Source organism: Vreelandella olivaria (assembly GCF_023507745.1).
Taxonomy (GTDB): domain Bacteria; phylum Pseudomonadota; class Gammaproteobacteria; order Pseudomonadales; family Halomonadaceae; genus Vreelandella; species Vreelandella olivaria_A.
Genome location: NZ_JALPZO010000123.1, coordinates 130,728 through 147,560 on the forward strand (window position 1 = coordinate 130,728; position 16,833 = coordinate 147,560).

The following is a 16,833-nucleotide window of genomic DNA, read 5'->3' on the forward strand; positions in this document are numbered from 1 at the left end:
TGCGTCGGGGTTCGTTTCAGATATGCGCCAGACGATTGATGATGCTCTGGCGCACGTTGTCGATGTGCGCCTCCATCGCCTTCCTCGCGCCTTGGCTGTCCCGCTCACGCAGCCGCTCCAGAATAGCCAGATGTTCGTGACAGCCGGGCTCGAAGCGTTCGGGCACCTGCGCCAGATCAAATACTCGCGTCTTTAGGCGCAGGTCGGCGACCATCCGAGCCAACAGCTTATTGTTACTGGCCAGCGCGATGCCGTTGTGCAGCGCATCATCGACTCGGTGCAGCTGTTCCGAGGTACGGGCGTCCTCGGGCATCTTGAGCAGGGTGATTACCTGCTGCGTGAGCACGTCGATTGCCTCAATAGCGAGACGTTGTGCAGCATGCCCCGCCGATTCGCTCTCCAGTAGGGCTCGCACCCGAAGAATTTCCATGTATTCATGCACCGAGGGCGCCTTGACCGCCAACTGGCCACGAGCCACGCGAATCGCGAACCCCTCGTGTTCCAGCCGACTAAGCGCTTCTCGAACGGGCGTGCGAGAAATGTTCAGCGCCTCAGCCAAATTACGCTCCTGCAACAGCGTGCCTGCCGGTAGACGGCCCAACTGGATCATCTCAAACAGTTGCTGATATGCCTGCCCCGCCAGACTCTGGATGCGCGTTCCCTGAAGTATGCGGTCGATATCCAGCGTTTGCATTGCCGCGGCTCCCTGCCAGTGAATAATTAACGTCGTTAATGTAGTGTTCGAGTATACGACACTCACATCGCAAGTCGCGCCAAATAGGCTCGAAAAGCCCGCTGACGCTCACGCCACAAAGTCTCGGCATGAGCGGGATCAATCACTTCGAAACACAGTCGATCTCCCGGTTTCATCTGCCCGAGCCGAGCCAGATCCGCCCGAATCACCGTGGCGATCTTGGGATAGCCACCCGTTGTACCACGATCGTTCATGGCGATGATCGGCCGGCCGTCGCCGGGAATCTGCACACTACCGGTCATCAATGCATCGGAGACGATGTTGTGTCCTACGGTACTGGTCAGCTCAGGGCCGGCAAGACGATAGCCCATGCGATCAGCGAGCGTCAATATCTCCCATTCAGCCGACAGGAAACGGGCAATCTTGGCGCGTGTAAAAAAAAACGACTGAGGGCCCAACACGACGCGGATGGGCCGTTTCTCACGCTGCGGCAGATGCTGCTCGCCTACTTGTCCGGCGTGGCTGGCACCAATGGTGGGATCGCTCAAGGCCAACCGGTCACCGACCGCCAAAGCACGCCCACTGAAGCCCCCAATACCGGCGCGCACCAGCGTCGACACGCTACCAAGAAACGGTGTCGCGGCGAAACCACCACCCACAGCCAAATAAGCTCTGGCACCGGAAAGCACTCGTCGAATGTGCAGTTCGTCACCGTCGCGCAGCGCCAGTGCACGAAACGCTTCAGCACGCCGACCATTGACCAGAACCTCTGCATCCCCCGTGATCGCGACCACGCAATCGCCACCTACGAGTCGCAGCCGCGGCCCCATCAGCGTCACCTCCAGCACGCCGCACTCCTGGAGATGGCCCGTCTGTGATTCGTTCGTTTGCGCGTTCCCGACCAAGGCGTTGGCCAATCCCAGACTCATGGAGTCAAGTGCCCCCGATGGCGGCAACCCTAGATGACCTTGTCCGATGCGCCCAGAATCCTGCAGCGTGGTCATCATGCCCGGCGAGGCGACCACGAACGCGACATCAAGATTATCTCGACTGGTGCTCATCTACTCGGCCCAGCGTTATCAATCCACTCCCACTCGGGGCGCCAATCTGGCTTCTGCTGAAGTGCTTTGAATTGTTCGGTATTGATCGCCTCGAAACGCACGCTGTCGCCCGCTTCGATCAGTATCGGAGGGGTTCGCTCAGCGGTGAAGTTATGCACCGGAGTACATCCGAGCAGGTGCCAACCGCTGGGCGCTTCCACAGATGAAATGGCGGTCTGTTGACCGCCGATACTTATGCTACCCGCTGGCGTTCGCGTTCGCGGTGAAAGGCGACGCGGCGCATGCAATCTGGCATCAAGCCCCCCAAGATAGACGAAGCCGGGCATGAAACCGATCATGAAAACGCGATAATCTGGCGCAGTATGGCGCATGATAAACTCGTCACGATCCAGGCCAAGGTGGCCACAAACATCGTCGAAGTCTATGCCGAATTCGCCCCCATAGACCACGGGAATTCGCCAGCGTCGGCTCGGTTTCGAGCTCACGCTCAGCATGCTCAGCAGGCGTTCGAGCCGTGCGATCAGCTCGCGCTGGGTAATCGCCACGCTATCGTATTCCACCGACAGCGAGCGATAGGTTGGCACTATGCCAATCACTCCAGCGATCTGCGCAGCCCGCACCGCCTGCGCAGCCGCCTCTATCCAGCGGTTGACCTCAATATCTATCATCTCCCCGCAGTCGATTAGCACACCCTGATCCGCCAGCGGCGCGATTTGGTAATATGGTGTCATGGTGAGAAGTCCCGTTCTTTCATCAGCGATGCTGCGACAAATGATCCGGCAACCAGGTCGCAATTTCCGGCACCACCGCCAGTAGCAGCGTAAAAGCAACCATGATCAGGAAGAAAGGCAGTACGGCACGCGCGACCTGGCTGATCTTCATCCCCGTGATGCCATTGATCACGAACAGATTGAAACCGACCGGCGGCGTAATCTGCGCCATCTCCACCACTAAGACCAGAAAGACACCAAACCAGATTGGATCAAACCCCGCCTGGGTGATAAGCGGCAGTGTGATCGGCAGCGTCATGACGATAATCGACATGCCTTCGAGCAACATACCCAACACTACATAGAAAACCAGCAGGATAGCGACCAGCGCCAACGGCGACAGTTCTAGCGAGCTGATCATGTCGGCAATCGTTCGCGGCACGTTAAGAAACCCCATCGCCACCGACAGGAACATGGCACCGACGATAATTATCCCGATCATCGATGTGAGCTGTGCCGCGCCCATCAGCGCACTCCACAGATTTCTCCAACTCAGGCAGCGCTGAAGAAGGCAAACAATAAGGGCGCCGAGAACCCCCACGGCTCCCGCTTCAGTGGGTGTTGCCATGCCGGTGAACATGCTGCCGATGACGAGGGCAATCAACAGTGCAACCGGGCCTAACTGGATCAGAGCCCGCAAATAGTCACCGACTCGAAGCCCGCGCTGACGAGGCGGCAGTTCGCCCGGTCGCAGCAAAGCGTAACCGCCTAGATAGATCATGAATGCCAGTGCCAGCAGCAACCCCGGAATGATCCCCGCCATGAACATCTTGAGAATTGACACCTGCGCCAATACTCCATAGATGATCATGATAGTGCTGGGCGGAATCAGAAAACCGAGCGTGCCAGCACCAGCCAGCGAGCCGGCAGCGATACGCGCATCGTAGCCACGCCGCATCAGTTCGTTCGAGGTGATACGCCCGACCGTTGCCGTGGTCGCCGCAGAGGAGCCGGAGATAGCTGCAAACAGCGTACAGCCCAGCACGTTAGTATGCAGGAGCCGCCCCGGCACGCGATCGACCCAGGGCGCAAGGCCGTCGAATAACAGTTGTGTGAGGCGGCTTCGAAATAGCAGCTCGCCCATCAGGATGAACAGTGGCAGCGCCACCAATCCCGAGGTGGTGGTTGAATTCCAGAGCGTCTGCGCGAGCAGCTTTTCCACCGGCATGAATCCCCGGAACATCTCTAGCGAGACGATACCCACTCCGGCCAACCCCAACCCGACCCAGACACCACTAGCGAGTATCGCCAAGAGTAGCGCAAACGCTGTCAACATGATCGTGATCATAACTTACCCTTCGTCGTCATCGTTGCGTCCTCGGGCGGATGCGCCAACAGCCCAGGCAAGGAGAACAGCACCATCGCACGCACAATCAGCGTTAACGTAAAGACGATCAGTCCCAGCGCCATGAGTGCACGAGGATAGATCAATGGAATTTCCTGTGGTGTGCTCGACACCGTGCCACCATGCCAGGTCTGCAGGCAGAAGCCGATAAAAGCCGCTGAGAAGAAACCGGCAATGACCACACCGATCAGCGTTGCGAGTAGATCCAACCATCGCGCGTAGCCTTCCGGTATATGGTCACGTAGCAATGTGATGCGGATGTGCTTGTCATTCCGCAGCGCCCAACTGCTTGCCATGAAAATAATTAGCCCCAGCAGATAGCCACTCACCTCCCAGCTAAATCCAAGACTTCGCCCAAACAGATTGCGGGAAATAATTTCCGACAGCATGAGCACAAATAGCAGCGCCATGGCAAGCGCAGCAAGAGCAGCAGTCGCCCAGGACAAACGATCGCTCAGTCGTAGCAAGCAAGAGATCATGGGAAGACACCCCTATAGAATAGGACGGTTCCAGCGGGTAACAGAGACCAACCCGCTGGCCTTGACTAACGGTTGCTCGGTTACTGCGCGTCGCGTGCCTCAAGATAGCGTGTCATCAGCTCGTCGGCCTGTGTGCCGGCCGATTCACGAAACTGCTGCCACTGTGGCCGAGCAGCGTCAGTAAGCTGCTTCGACAACTCGGCACTGGGGGCAGACATATGAATGCCATGGTCGGCAAGAATCTGAGCGTTACGTTCGTCCTCGTCTTGGGAGAGCTGCTGAAACTGAGGCTCCATCTCCTGGGCCAGCGTTTCGATCGTCTGTTGCTGCTCTGCCGTCAATGCGTTCCATGCATCGAGATTGATTGAGACGACATCCGGCGCCAGTTGCCAATCGAGTTTATTGAAGTAAGTGGTGAACTCCCAAAAGCTGCCGTCAACACCGGAGGGCGTTGATGTGGTCACCCCGTCGATCACCCCAGAGGCCAGCGCCGGCACAACCTCGCCCCAAGGCATTTGCACTGGAGAAGCCCCCAGCGCCTTGAAGAATTCGGTGCCGTTCTTATCGACAGTTCTCAATTTGACTCCCTGAAGGTCTTCCACGGTTTCCACTGGTTGCCGGGTAAATACGCCTTGACCCGGCCAAGGCACAGTATAGAGAAACTTCTGATTGTACTCAGCCGCAACCGCTTCGTAATAAGGCCAGGCGGTTGCCCGCAGCAGCGCAGCGTCATTGATATTGCGGGTGAGATACGGTACCGACTCGATACCCAGCAACGGCTCCTCCCCAACCTGCTGTGTCAGCAGCATGTCAGCACCCTGAACGAGGCCATCGCGCACCGCCGAAAGCAGTTCGGGCCCTTTTAAACCAAGAGCGCCACCGGAGTGGATATCAAGCTCCACTTCTCCGTCAGTGGCTTCTTTCACAGCGTCAGCAAATTGATTAAGTGCCCTGACCTGGAAATTACCTTCCGGCCAGGGAGTCACGATTATCAGCTGTGTCGCCGCATGAGCGCCAAATGCTGCCATAGAGAGAACCACTGCCGTACAAAGCGTAGCCAGAGGATAAAAGGTTGTTTTCATGTTCGACTCCCAAGAGTTGTTTTCGAATGCTGCCAAGTAGCAGCTTTCCCAGATCAAAGCGGCCACATCACTTCTGGCACCGTACTGGAATATCTTTGGCATACCAAAGGAGACAAGTCAATTAACTGAGCGCAATTAGACTCTAGTCTATTATTTGGAATTTGGCGGAAGGGGTCGGCAGTCACGGCTGCACGGCATTGATGGTTAAACGTTATGAATAGACGACCCACGAGACAAAAAGGAAATAGACTACTCGGGATGGCATTGACGTGGATTAATACCAGAAACCTATTGGTTCAACATGCTCATTCGCCCCCTGATAAATGAGACAGGCTCATCTCATGCGAAGAATTCCTCGCGGAAAGTGTCTTTCAAGTGCTCAATGAAAGTACGTGCCAGTTGGGAGAGCGGTTCACTGCGTGGATGCACCAAATTGACCACCAGCGACTGCGTATATGACAGTGGCAATGCACACAGTGAATCAGATATATCACTATGCATCGAGAAGTCGTCGACTAGCGCGATGCCCGCCTGATTCCGCACCAACCCACACGCATAGTGCGGGGAGTCGACCTCGATCGCGGGCTGATAGACGAGCCCATGGGTTTCATGCAATTGTTGTACAAGCTGACCAAATGGTGTCTCGACGCCATAACCAATCAGCGGATAACGTGGCAGCATATCGACCTCAACCCTACGCTGAACTGCCAGAGGATGTTCGCGATGGCAGATGCATACTAACCGGGTCTCGAAAAGCGGCGATATTTCAAGATTAGGATGATCGACAGGAAACAAGGATATCCCCATATCAGCCCGATGTTCAAGCAAGAGGTCTCTCAGCGTGATGTTACGGGCACACTCCAGACTGACACGCACCTGTTGATGGTGGTCCCGAAACGTAGACACGGCCTTAGGAATAAGTTGATGGCCAAGGCTCGGGCTGCAAACCAGACGCACCACTCCATGGCGCTGCTGAATCAGATCATTAACCGTTGCGTTGACCCGCTGTACATCGCGATATACATGCTCGACATCGCGAAACAGTCGACGTGCTTCCGGCGAAGGGTGGAGTCGCCCCTTGACTCGCTCAAACAGCCGAAACCCAATTCGTTGCTCACTGTAAGAGAGCATCCGGCTAACCGCTGGCTGTGAGACTAGCAACAACTGAGAAGCACCGCTAATCGACCCGGTGACCATGACCGCACGAAAGACTTCTATCTGGCGAAGATTGAGCGACATACCAAAAAGCTCCCATAGCAACCCTTAACAAAAAGTTAACTGGAACTGGCAAACATATATGCAAGAGTCACGCCATATTCAGGCATAACATCAGGTTAACCTCTTCCCACATCTCGCTAATCACGCAGGCAGTTACTGTCGCTATAAACTGGAGAATTATCCTACAACAACAGTGGAGCTGCCCATGAGCCGCAGTATCGTTGTTATTAATCCCAACTCTTCAACCAGTGTGACTGCAAGCATTGACGCTGCCTTAGCCCCTCTCAGGCTGACTAATGGGCTTAATATCGAGTGTCACACCCTTACTGATGCCCCCTCTGGCATCCAGAGCGAGGCCGATATCATGCAAGTCATGCCACTGCTGTCGGCGTTCATCAACGCTCACAAAGAGCAGACAGCCGGGTTTGTAATCGCCTGTTTTAGTGACCCAGGCCTCGCCATGGCTAGAGAGGCGACCCGGCTACCAGTGTACGGTATTGGTGAAAGCGCCATGCTGACTGCACTAACGCAGGGCCAGAGTGTTGGCGTCGTAGCAATCCAGCCGACTTCCATATCTCGCCATTTGCGAGCCTGGGGTGCCATGGGAATACTTTCACGTCTTGCGGGCGAAAGAGCACTGGGACTGAACGTAGGTGAGTTGATAAATGAAAAAAAGACTTGGATGCGGCTCTTAGAAACAGGACAAAAGTTGCGTGACGAAGATGGTGCTAATGTTGTGGTGCTAGGCTGCGCAGGCTTGGCACACCATCGCCTCCAACTGGAGCAGGAACTCGGCCTACCCGTCGTGGAACCGTGTACTGCGGCAGCAGGTATGGCACTGACAGCCGCTCACCTCGCTGCATCTGGCAAATAGTACGTGTGAGTTGTACCGATTGACGTCAACAGTCCAGCATCCTTTTCAATTACTCACAAGTCATCATAAATATAAGCATTAGGTTTATTAGTGAAAAATCGCTGTGATTCGTTGTCAAGTATCTTCAGCAGCTAAGGAAGAGGTGTGATATAGGACAGTGCTAGGCAGACGAAGAAATCACTGGTTGTGATCGGGGTAGTGATCAAACAGAGTTTGCCGCTATAGTGATCCATAGCAAAGAGCCACTTACCGCTAAATAGAGGGAACCAGTGAAACGTCGTGATACAGGTAGTGCCTGGATAATCGATGCGTTAGCGCTTCGCGTGGATCTAAAAAAGGGTGCGCTCCCCCTCACCCAACAGCTCTACCGCCCCCTGAAAGAGTGGATTCAGCATGGTGAGCTAGCAGCCGGGCAGGTACTGCCCTCTTCCCGCCATATGGCTCAGTTGCTGGGAGTAAGCCGCAATACAGTGCTGGCAGTCATGGACCGGCTGCTGGCCGAAGGGCTGCTTGTTGCCCGACAAGGGGCGGGGCTCTATGTGGCGCAACTACCCACGTTATTGAGGCGATCAGCAGCTTCCACCCCACGGCCTACCTGCTACTCATCCCGCGGCAACACACTGCTGGGGTTAAGCAGCACTCTCAGTAATGGCTATCGCGCCTTTTCCCCTGGCGTCCCCGCGCTGGACCTGTTCCCAAGGGAACAGTGGCAACGGCTGTTGCGGCGACATTATCGCCATGCCGATATGTCATGGATGGATTACCAAACCAGCGGTGGCCTGCCTGAACTCAAAGCAGCCCTCTGTGACTATTTGAGGCTCTCCCGGGCAGTACGCTGCCAACCTGAACAAATCGTCATCACCCAGGGAGCGCAGCAAGCGTTTGAATTGATCGCTCAGTTGCTTACCGATAGTGGTGATGCAGTGTGGGTGGAGGAACCCGGCTATGGCGGTGCCCAGGCTTGCTTTCTGGCATCGGGGTTAGCAATCACCCCCGTTCCGGTCGATAAAGGCGGGCTGAATATTGCCTTACGCCCGGCTCACTCCCCCACCCCGCGGCTGATTTATGTGACGCCATCCCACCAGTACCCAACCGGCGTCACCATGCCGGTTCCCCAGCGTCTGGCGTTACTGGAATTCGCCTCTCGCTCAGGCTGTTGGATTATCGAGGATGACTACGACAGTGAATTTCGCTATGACACTCCCCCCACTCCTTCTTTACAGGGGCTTGCCGACCAGGCATCAGTTATCTACGTGGGCACTTTCAGCAAAGTGCTCTACCCAGGTTTGCGTATCGGCTACCTGGTGCTGCCCGATGAACTTGCCGCCGATTTCACACGAGCTCATGCACGCTTACACCGGGAAGGCAACTACCCCATTCAATCGGCGCTTGCGGAATTTATTGCTAACGGACACTTTACTCGCCACGTAACACGTATGCGGTCTGCCTACCGGCAGCGGCAAGCCTGTTTACGCACAGCATTAGCTCCAGCGGTGGCAAAGGGGCTTCGCCTTTCTGATGGCCATGCTGGTATGCATCTGTTAGCCGAACTCAATAGTTTCGACCAAGAAGCACTACTGGTAAAACGTGCCAATGACGAGGGTATTACCCTCTCTCCGCTTTCCCGATACTACCTTTCCGAGCACAAACGCCCTGGTTTGGTGCTTGGCTATGCTGGTTCTACGGAACAAGCGTTACTGCAGGCGGGCACGTGGCTTAACGATGCCTATTTAGCGACAAGAGACACTCCATAACGCTCCTTTATCGCGATATATTGTTCAGGCAAGACATGCCAGCATATTCTCTGGAGGTATTCTTGTAGTAGTGTATCGTCCTTTACAAGCCTATCTATAAATTGAACAGAAAGGGGACAACACGTTCCCAATGGGGTCAACGTGTCTCAATCGCTCTCTTCACACACAGAATCCCGCGCTTCGAAATGTAAGGCATGGAGTGTTCACGTATTTACTGCCAGCGGTGTACTGCTCGGCACCATGGCGCTGCTTTCACTGATCGACAATAATCCGGTCGCCTGTCTCCTCTGGCTGGGTGCCGCCATGATGGTCGACGGTGTCGATGGCACGCTAGCACGCAAGTATGAAGTAAAGACCATACTGCCCCATTTCGATGGTTCGACACTTGATATGGTGGTCGATTACCTTACCTGGGCCTTTATTCCCGCCCTTTTCATCTATTTCTTCATTGAGTTGCCGCCCAATTTTGCACTGTTCGCAGTATTCATTATTCTGCTGTCATCCATGTTCTGTTTCTGCAACGTCGATATGAAAAGCCAGGATAATTACTTCGTTGGCTTTCCTGCCGCCTGGAATATCGCCGCTGCCTATTTCTATATTCTCGACTTCCCTCCCTTCATCACCTTTGCCACTATCGTTTTTCTGGCCATCCTCACGGTGACAAGGATGAAGTTTCTTCACCCTTTTCGGGTGCGCTTGTTTATGCCGCTTAATATCACCGTCACCCTGGTGTGGTGTGCATGCGCCACGTCACTGATACTCTCCAGCCCCGAGCACGCCGCCTGGGCACTGTGGGGGTGGGGTATTTCATCCGTTTACTTTATCGGTATGTGCCTATGGCGTACCGCCCGAGAGTGGTTCGATTGAGGTATCGCACCTACTTTTCTGATAGTGCCGAAGGCAAACCTTCACGACACCTGTAACGCAACGCAGTAGTACGAAATAACAGAAGGTGAGGAGCCGATGAGCAACGATTTTATTGCCCCTGATGGACTCCCCCGCTGCCAGTGGTGTGGTGGAGCACCAGAGTTTCTGCCCTACCACGACAACGAGTGGGGCTTCCCGGTAGATGACGACCAGCGGCTGTTCGAGAAGCTGTGCTTAGAGAGTTTTCAGTCAGGCTTAAGCTGGCGCACTATTCTCAACAAACGCGAGAACTTTCGCACTGCCTTTCACCACTTCGATTTCCGTAAAATCGCCCTCTTTAGTGAAGAGGATGTGCAGCGTTTACTGCAGGATGCGGGCATTATTCGCCATCGAGGCAAGATTGAAGCGGTGATTAATAATGCAGCACGAGCTCAGGAAATGGTCGAACAGGAAGGCTCTCTGGCCGCTTTCTTCTGGCGTTATGAACCAGCGCCTGACGCATTAGCAGCGCCGCAAACCCAGACCACCTCCCCGGAATCCATTGCGCTTTCGAAGGCACTCAAAAAGCGGGGCTGGAAATTTGTCGGCCCCACCACTGCTTTCGCTTTCATGCAGGCCATGGGGTTGCTTAATGATCACTCACTCACTTGCGTTACACGCAAACGCGTTGAGCAGGCAAGGCAACAGTTTCAGCCTCCCGCCTAACGTAGTACATAGGAGCTAGCACTATGAAGCCAAAAATCAGCTTGATTACGCTAGGCGTGAAACATCTAGCTCGCGCCATTCACTTTTACCGTGATGGACTGGGCCTGCCGGAACACGAAACAGATAGCGATGAGGTTGCGTTTTTCAAGCTGGAAGGGACTTGGCTATCGCTGTTTCCCCGTGAAGCACTGGCCGAGGATATCGGTATTACCGATGATACGCCGGACGGTTTCAGCGGCATCACACTAGCCCATAATGTTGCCAGCCAAGACGCTGTTGATAAGGTGCTTGAACAAGCAGTTGCGGCAGGTGCAGAGCTCATCAAACCGGCCGAATCGGTGTTCTGGGGTGGCTATTCTGGCTATTTCCGCGATCCGGAGGGTCACTACTGGGAAGTCGCCTATAATCCGTTTATGGATTTGACGTGAACTCCACCATTAAGCCAGATCTGCGAAATCCAACAGCACCTTCTGACCACTCGGGCAAAACGCCATCTCGATAGCTTGTCGCCAGCCCTGGGCAGGGAACCGTTGATAACCAGGCATATCTGTCTGGCTCAACAGTCTCCAGATATCCAAGAATTTGTGCTGCCAGGCCTCTGCAGACACCCTGGCCAAACTATCGCGTAAATGAAACCTTCGATAGTGAGCCAATGGCTTGAAATCCAATCGAATAGCCTGCCCCGTCAATAACCCATAGGCGATAAACGTCGAGTCAGGAGCCATTGACTGCAGGATATTTGTCGCAATGGGACCACCCAAAGCGTCAAATACCAGGTCTGTCCCACGCGCAACATACAATATCTGCGAGGTATCTTGCATAGATACCGGTTTTATACCCATCTTTTCCAGGCGGGTAACTCTACTCTCGGAGCGGTATATACCAACAACTTCGCTGGCGCCGTGATGATATGCCCACGCCCCGAGGTAATCAGCACAATTTGAGCCTGCTCCACTAAGCAGCACACGCTTGCCCTTTACAGGCCATGTTTCAAGCATGGTTAGGGCAGCCAAGGGGTTGATATAGGCGCGTGCTGCAACAGCGTCAGAAATGGCATCCGGGACGGGCACTGCAAGAGCCGAATCACAATCCAAGATCGTCTGCCAAGTACCTTCACCGCGCAATGGAAGCACTCGCTTCCCGACCAGATAGGCATACTTTCGTGGCGCATCAATAACGCGACCGACCCCTTCATAACCAGCGACAGCGGGAAGCCTTATACGGTGAGAGTAGGCACCGCTGATGGGAATCAGGTCGGACGGGTTTACAGGAGCACACGTCATCTTCACCCTGAGTTTGCCCTCACCCATGCGTGGAACTTCCGTTGTTTCCATTATTAATTTTTCCAGCGGTCTTCCAAACGAGCGGTAGGTGAGCGCATGACGCCGCATAGATACCTCGAAAATGGGGGGATGAATTTCGCGGGCTGAACCACATGAATCATGTCGCATGTTCAAGGTTTCAGCCTAGACGCCGAGTCACTTAAGGGCCTCCGCATATGCTGCTTGAGCTCATCAGCATGCTGGTGACGCTATGACACCCACGACGTAGGTAACGGTCGAATCAAACGCTTTGGCATCTAACTCTTGGACAATAATCACGCACCCTCATCCGCTTGAGCCATCACCACCCATTAAACGGGACACGCTCTGGAAAAGGCCGCTAAACCTTCACTGCCATTCCATTTTGAAAGCTTTACAGGATTGTACATAGTTTTTGGATAGAGATTTATACGACTTTGATACGGCAATCGTATCTTCATCAATCCGAACCGTGGCCTGCTTTTTCAGCTTCTTTATATGCGGATTTTTAACGGATTTAGAAAAAATGTAATCATTGCGCATATCGTGTCCCTTCTACAAACCTTTCTCACGACACCCACTGATACTGATTTGCAGACAATAACGTGTAAAAAACATCAACACTAATCAAAATTAGCAATATGAGTGTGATAGGATATATTTACCTGCTCGTCACGTTTACATATTTTAATCATGCCTATCAAATGCAGTGGGCTACTATCTACCAATAAGGCTAGTCGGAATAGCGGCTTAAGATCGATTAACTACTGTTCAAATTTACTGGATCATCACTGTATTTAAAAATGAGAAGACTAAAGGTAAAGAACTTAAACCGATTACGAAGCTTCGAGGCGTCAGCGCGCTTGGGTGGCTTCGCTGCTGCTGCAGAGGCGCTTAATGTCACCCCAGCGGCCGTCAGCCAACAGATACGTTCATTCGAGAATGAGTATGGTGTAGAACTATTTTTGCGCCTTCCCAATAGTCTTGCACTCACAAATGAAGGGCGAACACTACTACCTCGGATAGCTGATGCCCTCAAAATGATCGACGAAGCTGTCGGCAACATCACCACAGGAAAGTTAGAGGGAACTCTAACCATCAATGTAGCACCATCCTTCGCTTTACACTGGTTGCTACCCAGGATCGACGACTTTATTCAACACTATCCACAGATTTCCCTTACCATCCTTGCCGACGAGATGCCTAGCCAGGACACCATCAATCAACTCGATTTGCGGATCGTTCACGGTAGCGGTAACCACCCTTATCTCGACTCTCAGATGTTACTCAAAGACGATGTCTTCCCGGTGATGACGCCAGAGCTTTACCACAGTCTGCCAGTAACAGAGTTTTCTGATCTTATGAGCCACGTATTGCTTCATGACATTCGCGTTGGCGCTAGCGAAGCAAGCATGCGTTGGCAACGCTGGTTTGAAGATGAAAAGCTCTCGATATCCAGTCCACGACAAAGCCTTCACTTCGGCAACGCAACTTTGATGTTAGAAGCCGCATCGCAGAGTTTGGGGGTTGCGTTGGGGCGAAGCGCCTTGGTACACGATTACCTCGTGTCAGGAAAGCTAATTGCACCACTGCAAACTCGCAAAAGCGCAGAACACGCCTATTACACGCTCACAACGAACCTGATGGCTCTTTCTCCCAGAGTCATCGCCTTTCGCTCCTGGCTGAATACTCAGGTCAGCCAGATGAGTAAAAGCACCCCTAACTGATGCGTTCGGCGGTAGCTGCTATCGGACGTTCAGTCAGCTTTTCTCTCAGCAATGGTAGAGTCCTACTGCCGTTTGCGTGATACTGTTTATGCAAAGCACAAGGCCAGTCTTCGGCAATGCGCCCATTTACCTTAATACGGCCACCAATATCGCATCTCATTCTCACCCCTTTGAAGAACAAGCTACCTCGTGAGCTATAAACTTCACGGCGGGCGTGTTCGACCGTCGCACCCAAAGCAGAGATGTGCGCAATACGACCAACTCCGGTCTGCAATCTGCCGTCGGAACTGGTTGTGACATTAGCCCAGAATACTTGGGCTGAGCCTTTGAGCTTTGTGGGGTCGAAATCAATTTTCTGAGGCAAAAAACTCATTGTAGTAGGCCAGCACTTGGCTGGATCATTGCTGTTGCTTTCAACGCCTGTAACGAGACTGATAGCAAGACTCGCTCGTGAACAGGTTTCAATCTTTCGAATATCACTTCCCCCCTCTGCAATTAATGTAAAGACAGCAGATAAATCCTCTTTAACACGGGGAAAGATGACTTCTGATTCCGAGTCACCCATCCTTGCATTTATTTCGATCAGATGAGGCTTGCCACTGGCATCGACACGCAGCCCTAGATATATCGCCCCATTAAACACGATGCCTCGGGACTTGAGTACTGCACGTAGTGGATCAAGGATCTCCGCACGAATACGCTCTTAAAAACACCTGCGGTACCAGGAATATAATGTATGCTCACATCATCTGGGCTGGTTGAGATCAATGTCTGGCATATCGCGTGACCACGACCAGTTTTATCAATAACAGCGATAGTATGTGTCATATTAAAGTCACCTACGAATGGAAACCAGGATACCGAGTGTGGTCAAAAACACACCGATGATTTCGTAAGAGGTGGGAACTTCTAAGAGGAAGAGAAGCCCACCAATCATGGCGAATGCCGGAACCAGCGCACCAAAGAGAGAGCCACGTGAGGCGCCTAGTTTCTCTACGGCCACGGAATAAAGCCAAAGCCCCAATACTGCGGTGATAATTCCCTGTCCTACCCCCTGCACTAGCCAAGCCCCCGCTTCTTCCACATCCAGATGGAAGTCGCCAAACAAGATGATTAGAGGTACCCAAGTCAGTAATGACCAGACAGATACTGCTGCCACCGCATCCCAGGAGACTAGGCCCCATTTTTTAGTCAAAATTGTGTAAGAAGCCCAGAGTACGCCACCCAAGACAAGATATAGATCACCGAGGAGTATCTCAGGGGTCGCGTTGATGGCGAGACTTTGCCAGTTCACGAGAGCCAAACCGCCGAAGATCAAGCAATACCCCATAACCTGTACGTAGGTTTTTCTCTCATTAAGGAAGAGGTAACCACCAAGCGCACTGAGTATCAGCATAGTACCGGTCTCCACGACTCCCAGATGACCCGCAGGTACATATTGCAGTCCAAGTGCGGAAACGTAAACGTATATCGCCCCTGCCCCTGAAGCTATTATGAATGACTTTATTGGTGATATACGTTGCCAAACCCGCTTGCGAAAATAATAAGGCAAAAGCATAAGACCAGCGAAGACAAAGCGCACTGCTACAATTTCTTGAGCGGTAAAGTTACTGGTTACGCCAAAGCGGGTTAGTACAGGCCACAGCCCCCAGATGATTGCCGCGAAAATGCCCGCAGTTACACCGATGAGTAGGGAACTGGAGGAACCTTCAACCTCCAGTTGAATATTGATTTTTGATGTCATAAGGTTTCCCCTTCAAGTTACATTCTTTTAGATGAACCAAGTAGCCACCCCATACTTCAGTAAAGCGCTCGGGCGCTTTAGCTTTATATTTCAGGCGTTCCTGAGCTGAATTTGGCCAGTCACAACCAGGAGCAACATGATGTAGATCGTGCTGAACCGTATCTCCAACCACAATAAATAAGCGAGTTGGAACATGGACGAATAAAGCCTCAGTCCACCATAAAGCTCAGTAGAAGAAAGAGGCATTCTGTGGCGTTGGGCTACAGCAGATACGGGCATAATAAGGCTTAACTATATGCCAACCATGTGTATCACCATTGCGATAGAGGTTTGAAAGCACGTACTCCTCAGGTGCCCAAGGAGCACGAAAAACCTCCTCTCCAGCGAGCCTGCTAATAAAATTACAAAGTTCACCAGATGAATAAATTTTGGGAATAAAGGTGCTTTTTCTAGATAGTATGTGCTGTCCGACAGTTCTCATTTGCTGCGGAGTATCGCCGGTGCTCTTTATTAGTAGGTTTTTATTTTTTCCATGATACTCTGTGATGTACTCACATTCATTACGAATTGCATCAAGCATTTCTGGCCCCAAAAAATTGGGAATACTAACAAATCTCATACTTTTAAATTTAGTGGCATACTCCTCAATTTCCATATCACTATACATCTGAATTCTTTTCTCAATGATACAACCTGGGCACTCCACCACATTTTCGTTTTTAGCACCATCAACCATAATCAACCCCTCCTAATATTTCTTTTAAGTGCATACAACTAGCGAATTTAAATTATTAAAAATAACCACACATCTCAATAAAAAAGAGAAAATTAAGCCAACTAAAACATTATCCACCTAAAATCACACACCAGCCCTAGCATTCAGATTAATTATCTACGCACGTAAGAATTTCGCAACAAAAACCTTTCTAATCCTTAGGGTTAGAAAAACCATACCCTAGGTCATATATAAACCTGTCCTATAGTATTCAACCTTCATCTTCTTACTGTATTATGCAGCTCTCGCATCATCCCTTGCTCTAAACCAGTGACGGCTTAGGCATTCGTTTCGGAACTTACCGTTTAAGCTCTCAACAAATTCATTCTTACCAGGCTAGATAACTCCCAGTGACACCACCGCCTCTTTACTCCAGAGGAACATCGATTTTCTCGATAACTCGTCACCATAGCACTTGCTGAATAAGCTGTCTGGAA

The 16,833-nt window shown here is 52.3% G+C and carries 17 protein-coding genes and 1 pseudogene; 6 read left to right on the forward strand and 12 right to left on the reverse strand.

The window, feature by feature from the left end; genetic code table 11:
* Nucleotides 1-16: 16 nt before the first annotated feature.
* From HP566_RS13690 to HP566_RS13720, 7 genes are all read right to left on the reverse strand, one after another.
* Nucleotides 17-760 carry a GntR family transcriptional regulator gene (locus HP566_RS13690; RefSeq protein ID WP_249977826.1) on the reverse strand — a complete coding sequence of 248 codons (744 nt, stop codon included), beginning with the start codon at nucleotides 758-760 and terminating at the stop codon, nucleotides 17-19.
* Nucleotides 757-1,755 (reverse strand): 5-oxoprolinase/urea amidolyase family protein, encoded by a 999-nt coding sequence (locus HP566_RS13695; RefSeq protein WP_340163078.1) that lies wholly within the window; start codon nucleotides 1,753-1,755, stop codon nucleotides 757-759. The genes HP566_RS13690 and HP566_RS13695 overlap by 4 nt, the downstream gene beginning before the upstream one ends.
* A complete protein-coding gene (pxpB, locus tag HP566_RS13700) occupies nucleotides 1,752-2,486 on the reverse strand; it encodes a 5-oxoprolinase subunit PxpB (RefSeq protein ID WP_249977827.1) in 735 nt (244 codons plus the stop codon). Before pxpB ends, HP566_RS13695 begins: the two co-directional genes overlap by 4 nt.
* A gap of 22 nt (nucleotides 2,487-2,508) precedes the next feature.
* Nucleotides 2,509-3,813, reverse strand: coding sequence for a TRAP transporter large permease (locus HP566_RS13705; RefSeq protein ID WP_249977828.1), 1,305 nt, complete (start codon nucleotides 3,811-3,813; stop codon nucleotides 2,509-2,511).
* Entirely contained in the window at nucleotides 3,810-4,349 is a 540-nt protein-coding gene (locus HP566_RS13710) for a TRAP transporter small permease subunit (protein WP_249977829.1), read from the reverse strand. Before HP566_RS13710 ends, HP566_RS13705 begins: the two co-directional genes overlap by 4 nt.
* Nucleotides 4,350-4,429: 80 nt before the next feature.
* Nucleotides 4,430-5,431, reverse strand: a complete 1,002-nt coding sequence (locus tag HP566_RS13715; protein ID WP_249977830.1) for a TRAP transporter substrate-binding protein — start codon at nucleotides 5,429-5,431, stop codon at nucleotides 4,430-4,432.
* A gap of 339 nt (nucleotides 5,432-5,770) precedes the next feature.
* Nucleotides 5,771-6,670: a LysR family transcriptional regulator gene (locus HP566_RS13720; RefSeq protein ID WP_249977831.1), complete on the reverse strand. Its 900-nt coding sequence runs from the start codon at nucleotides 6,668-6,670 to the stop codon at nucleotides 5,771-5,773.
* 184 nt (nucleotides 6,671-6,854) lie between these two features.
* Between HP566_RS13720 and HP566_RS13725 the strand changes: the two genes are divergently transcribed.
* The 5 genes from HP566_RS13725 (at nucleotide 6,855) to HP566_RS13745 (ending at nucleotide 11,277) form a co-directional block, all read left to right on the forward strand.
* Nucleotides 6,855-7,523: an aspartate/glutamate racemase family protein gene (locus HP566_RS13725; protein ID WP_249977832.1), complete on the forward strand. Its 669-nt coding sequence runs from the start codon at nucleotides 6,855-6,857 to the stop codon at nucleotides 7,521-7,523.
* Between the two features lie 269 nt (nucleotides 7,524-7,792).
* Nucleotides 7,793-9,277, forward strand: coding sequence for a PLP-dependent aminotransferase family protein (locus HP566_RS13730; protein WP_249977833.1), 1,485 nt, complete (start codon nucleotides 7,793-7,795; stop codon nucleotides 9,275-9,277).
* A 141-nt stretch (nucleotides 9,278-9,418) separates the two neighbouring features.
* Nucleotides 9,419-10,144 carry a phosphatidylcholine synthase gene (gene pcsA, locus HP566_RS13735; RefSeq protein ID WP_340163079.1) on the forward strand — a complete coding sequence of 242 codons (726 nt, stop codon included), beginning with the start codon at nucleotides 9,419-9,421 and terminating at the stop codon, nucleotides 10,142-10,144.
* A gap of 96 nt (nucleotides 10,145-10,240) precedes the next feature.
* Entirely contained in the window at nucleotides 10,241-10,849 is a 609-nt protein-coding gene (locus tag HP566_RS13740; protein ID WP_249977834.1) for a DNA-3-methyladenine glycosylase I, read from the forward strand.
* Nucleotides 10,850-10,872: 23 nt separating this feature from the next.
* The gene (locus HP566_RS13745; RefSeq protein ID WP_249977835.1) at nucleotides 10,873-11,277 is read left to right on the forward strand and encodes a VOC family protein; all 405 of its coding nucleotides are present in this window, start codon (nucleotides 10,873-10,875) and stop codon (nucleotides 11,275-11,277) included.
* A 9-nt stretch (nucleotides 11,278-11,286) separates the two neighbouring features.
* Here HP566_RS13745 and HP566_RS13750 read toward each other — a convergent pair whose 3' ends face one another.
* Nucleotides 11,287-12,300, reverse strand: coding sequence for a zinc-dependent alcohol dehydrogenase family protein (locus HP566_RS13750; RefSeq protein ID WP_249977836.1), 1,014 nt, complete (start codon nucleotides 12,298-12,300; stop codon nucleotides 11,287-11,289).
* A 653-nt stretch (nucleotides 12,301-12,953) separates the two neighbouring features.
* On the opposite strand from HP566_RS13750, the gene HP566_RS13755 reads away from it, so the two are divergent.
* The gene (locus tag HP566_RS13755; RefSeq protein WP_284041467.1) at nucleotides 12,954-13,877 is read left to right on the forward strand and encodes a LysR substrate-binding domain-containing protein; all 924 of its coding nucleotides are present in this window, start codon (nucleotides 12,954-12,956) and stop codon (nucleotides 13,875-13,877) included.
* Here HP566_RS13755 and HP566_RS13760 read toward each other — a convergent pair.
* The 4 genes and pseudogenes from HP566_RS13760 to HP566_RS13775 form a co-directional block, all read right to left on the reverse strand.
* On the reverse strand, nucleotides 13,870-14,520 hold the full coding sequence (locus HP566_RS13760; RefSeq protein WP_249977838.1) for a phosphoribosylglycinamide synthetase C domain-containing protein: 651 nt from the start codon (nucleotides 14,518-14,520) through the stop codon (nucleotides 13,870-13,872). The genes HP566_RS13755 and HP566_RS13760 overlap by 8 nt on opposite strands.
* A gap of 192 nt (nucleotides 14,521-14,712) precedes the next feature.
* Nucleotides 14,713-15,621, reverse strand: a complete 909-nt coding sequence (locus tag HP566_RS13765) for a DMT family transporter (protein WP_249977839.1) — start codon at nucleotides 15,619-15,621, stop codon at nucleotides 14,713-14,715.
* Between the two features lie 226 nt (nucleotides 15,622-15,847).
* A complete protein-coding gene (locus HP566_RS13770) occupies nucleotides 15,848-16,357 on the reverse strand; it encodes a HalD/BesD family halogenase (RefSeq protein WP_249977840.1) in 510 nt (169 codons plus the stop codon).
* A 282-nt stretch (nucleotides 16,358-16,639) separates the two neighbouring features.
* Nucleotides 16,640-16,804: pseudogene (locus tag HP566_RS13775) on the reverse strand (integrase core domain-containing protein); the annotation flags it as partial.
* Between the last annotated feature and the right edge of the window lie 29 nt (nucleotides 16,805-16,833).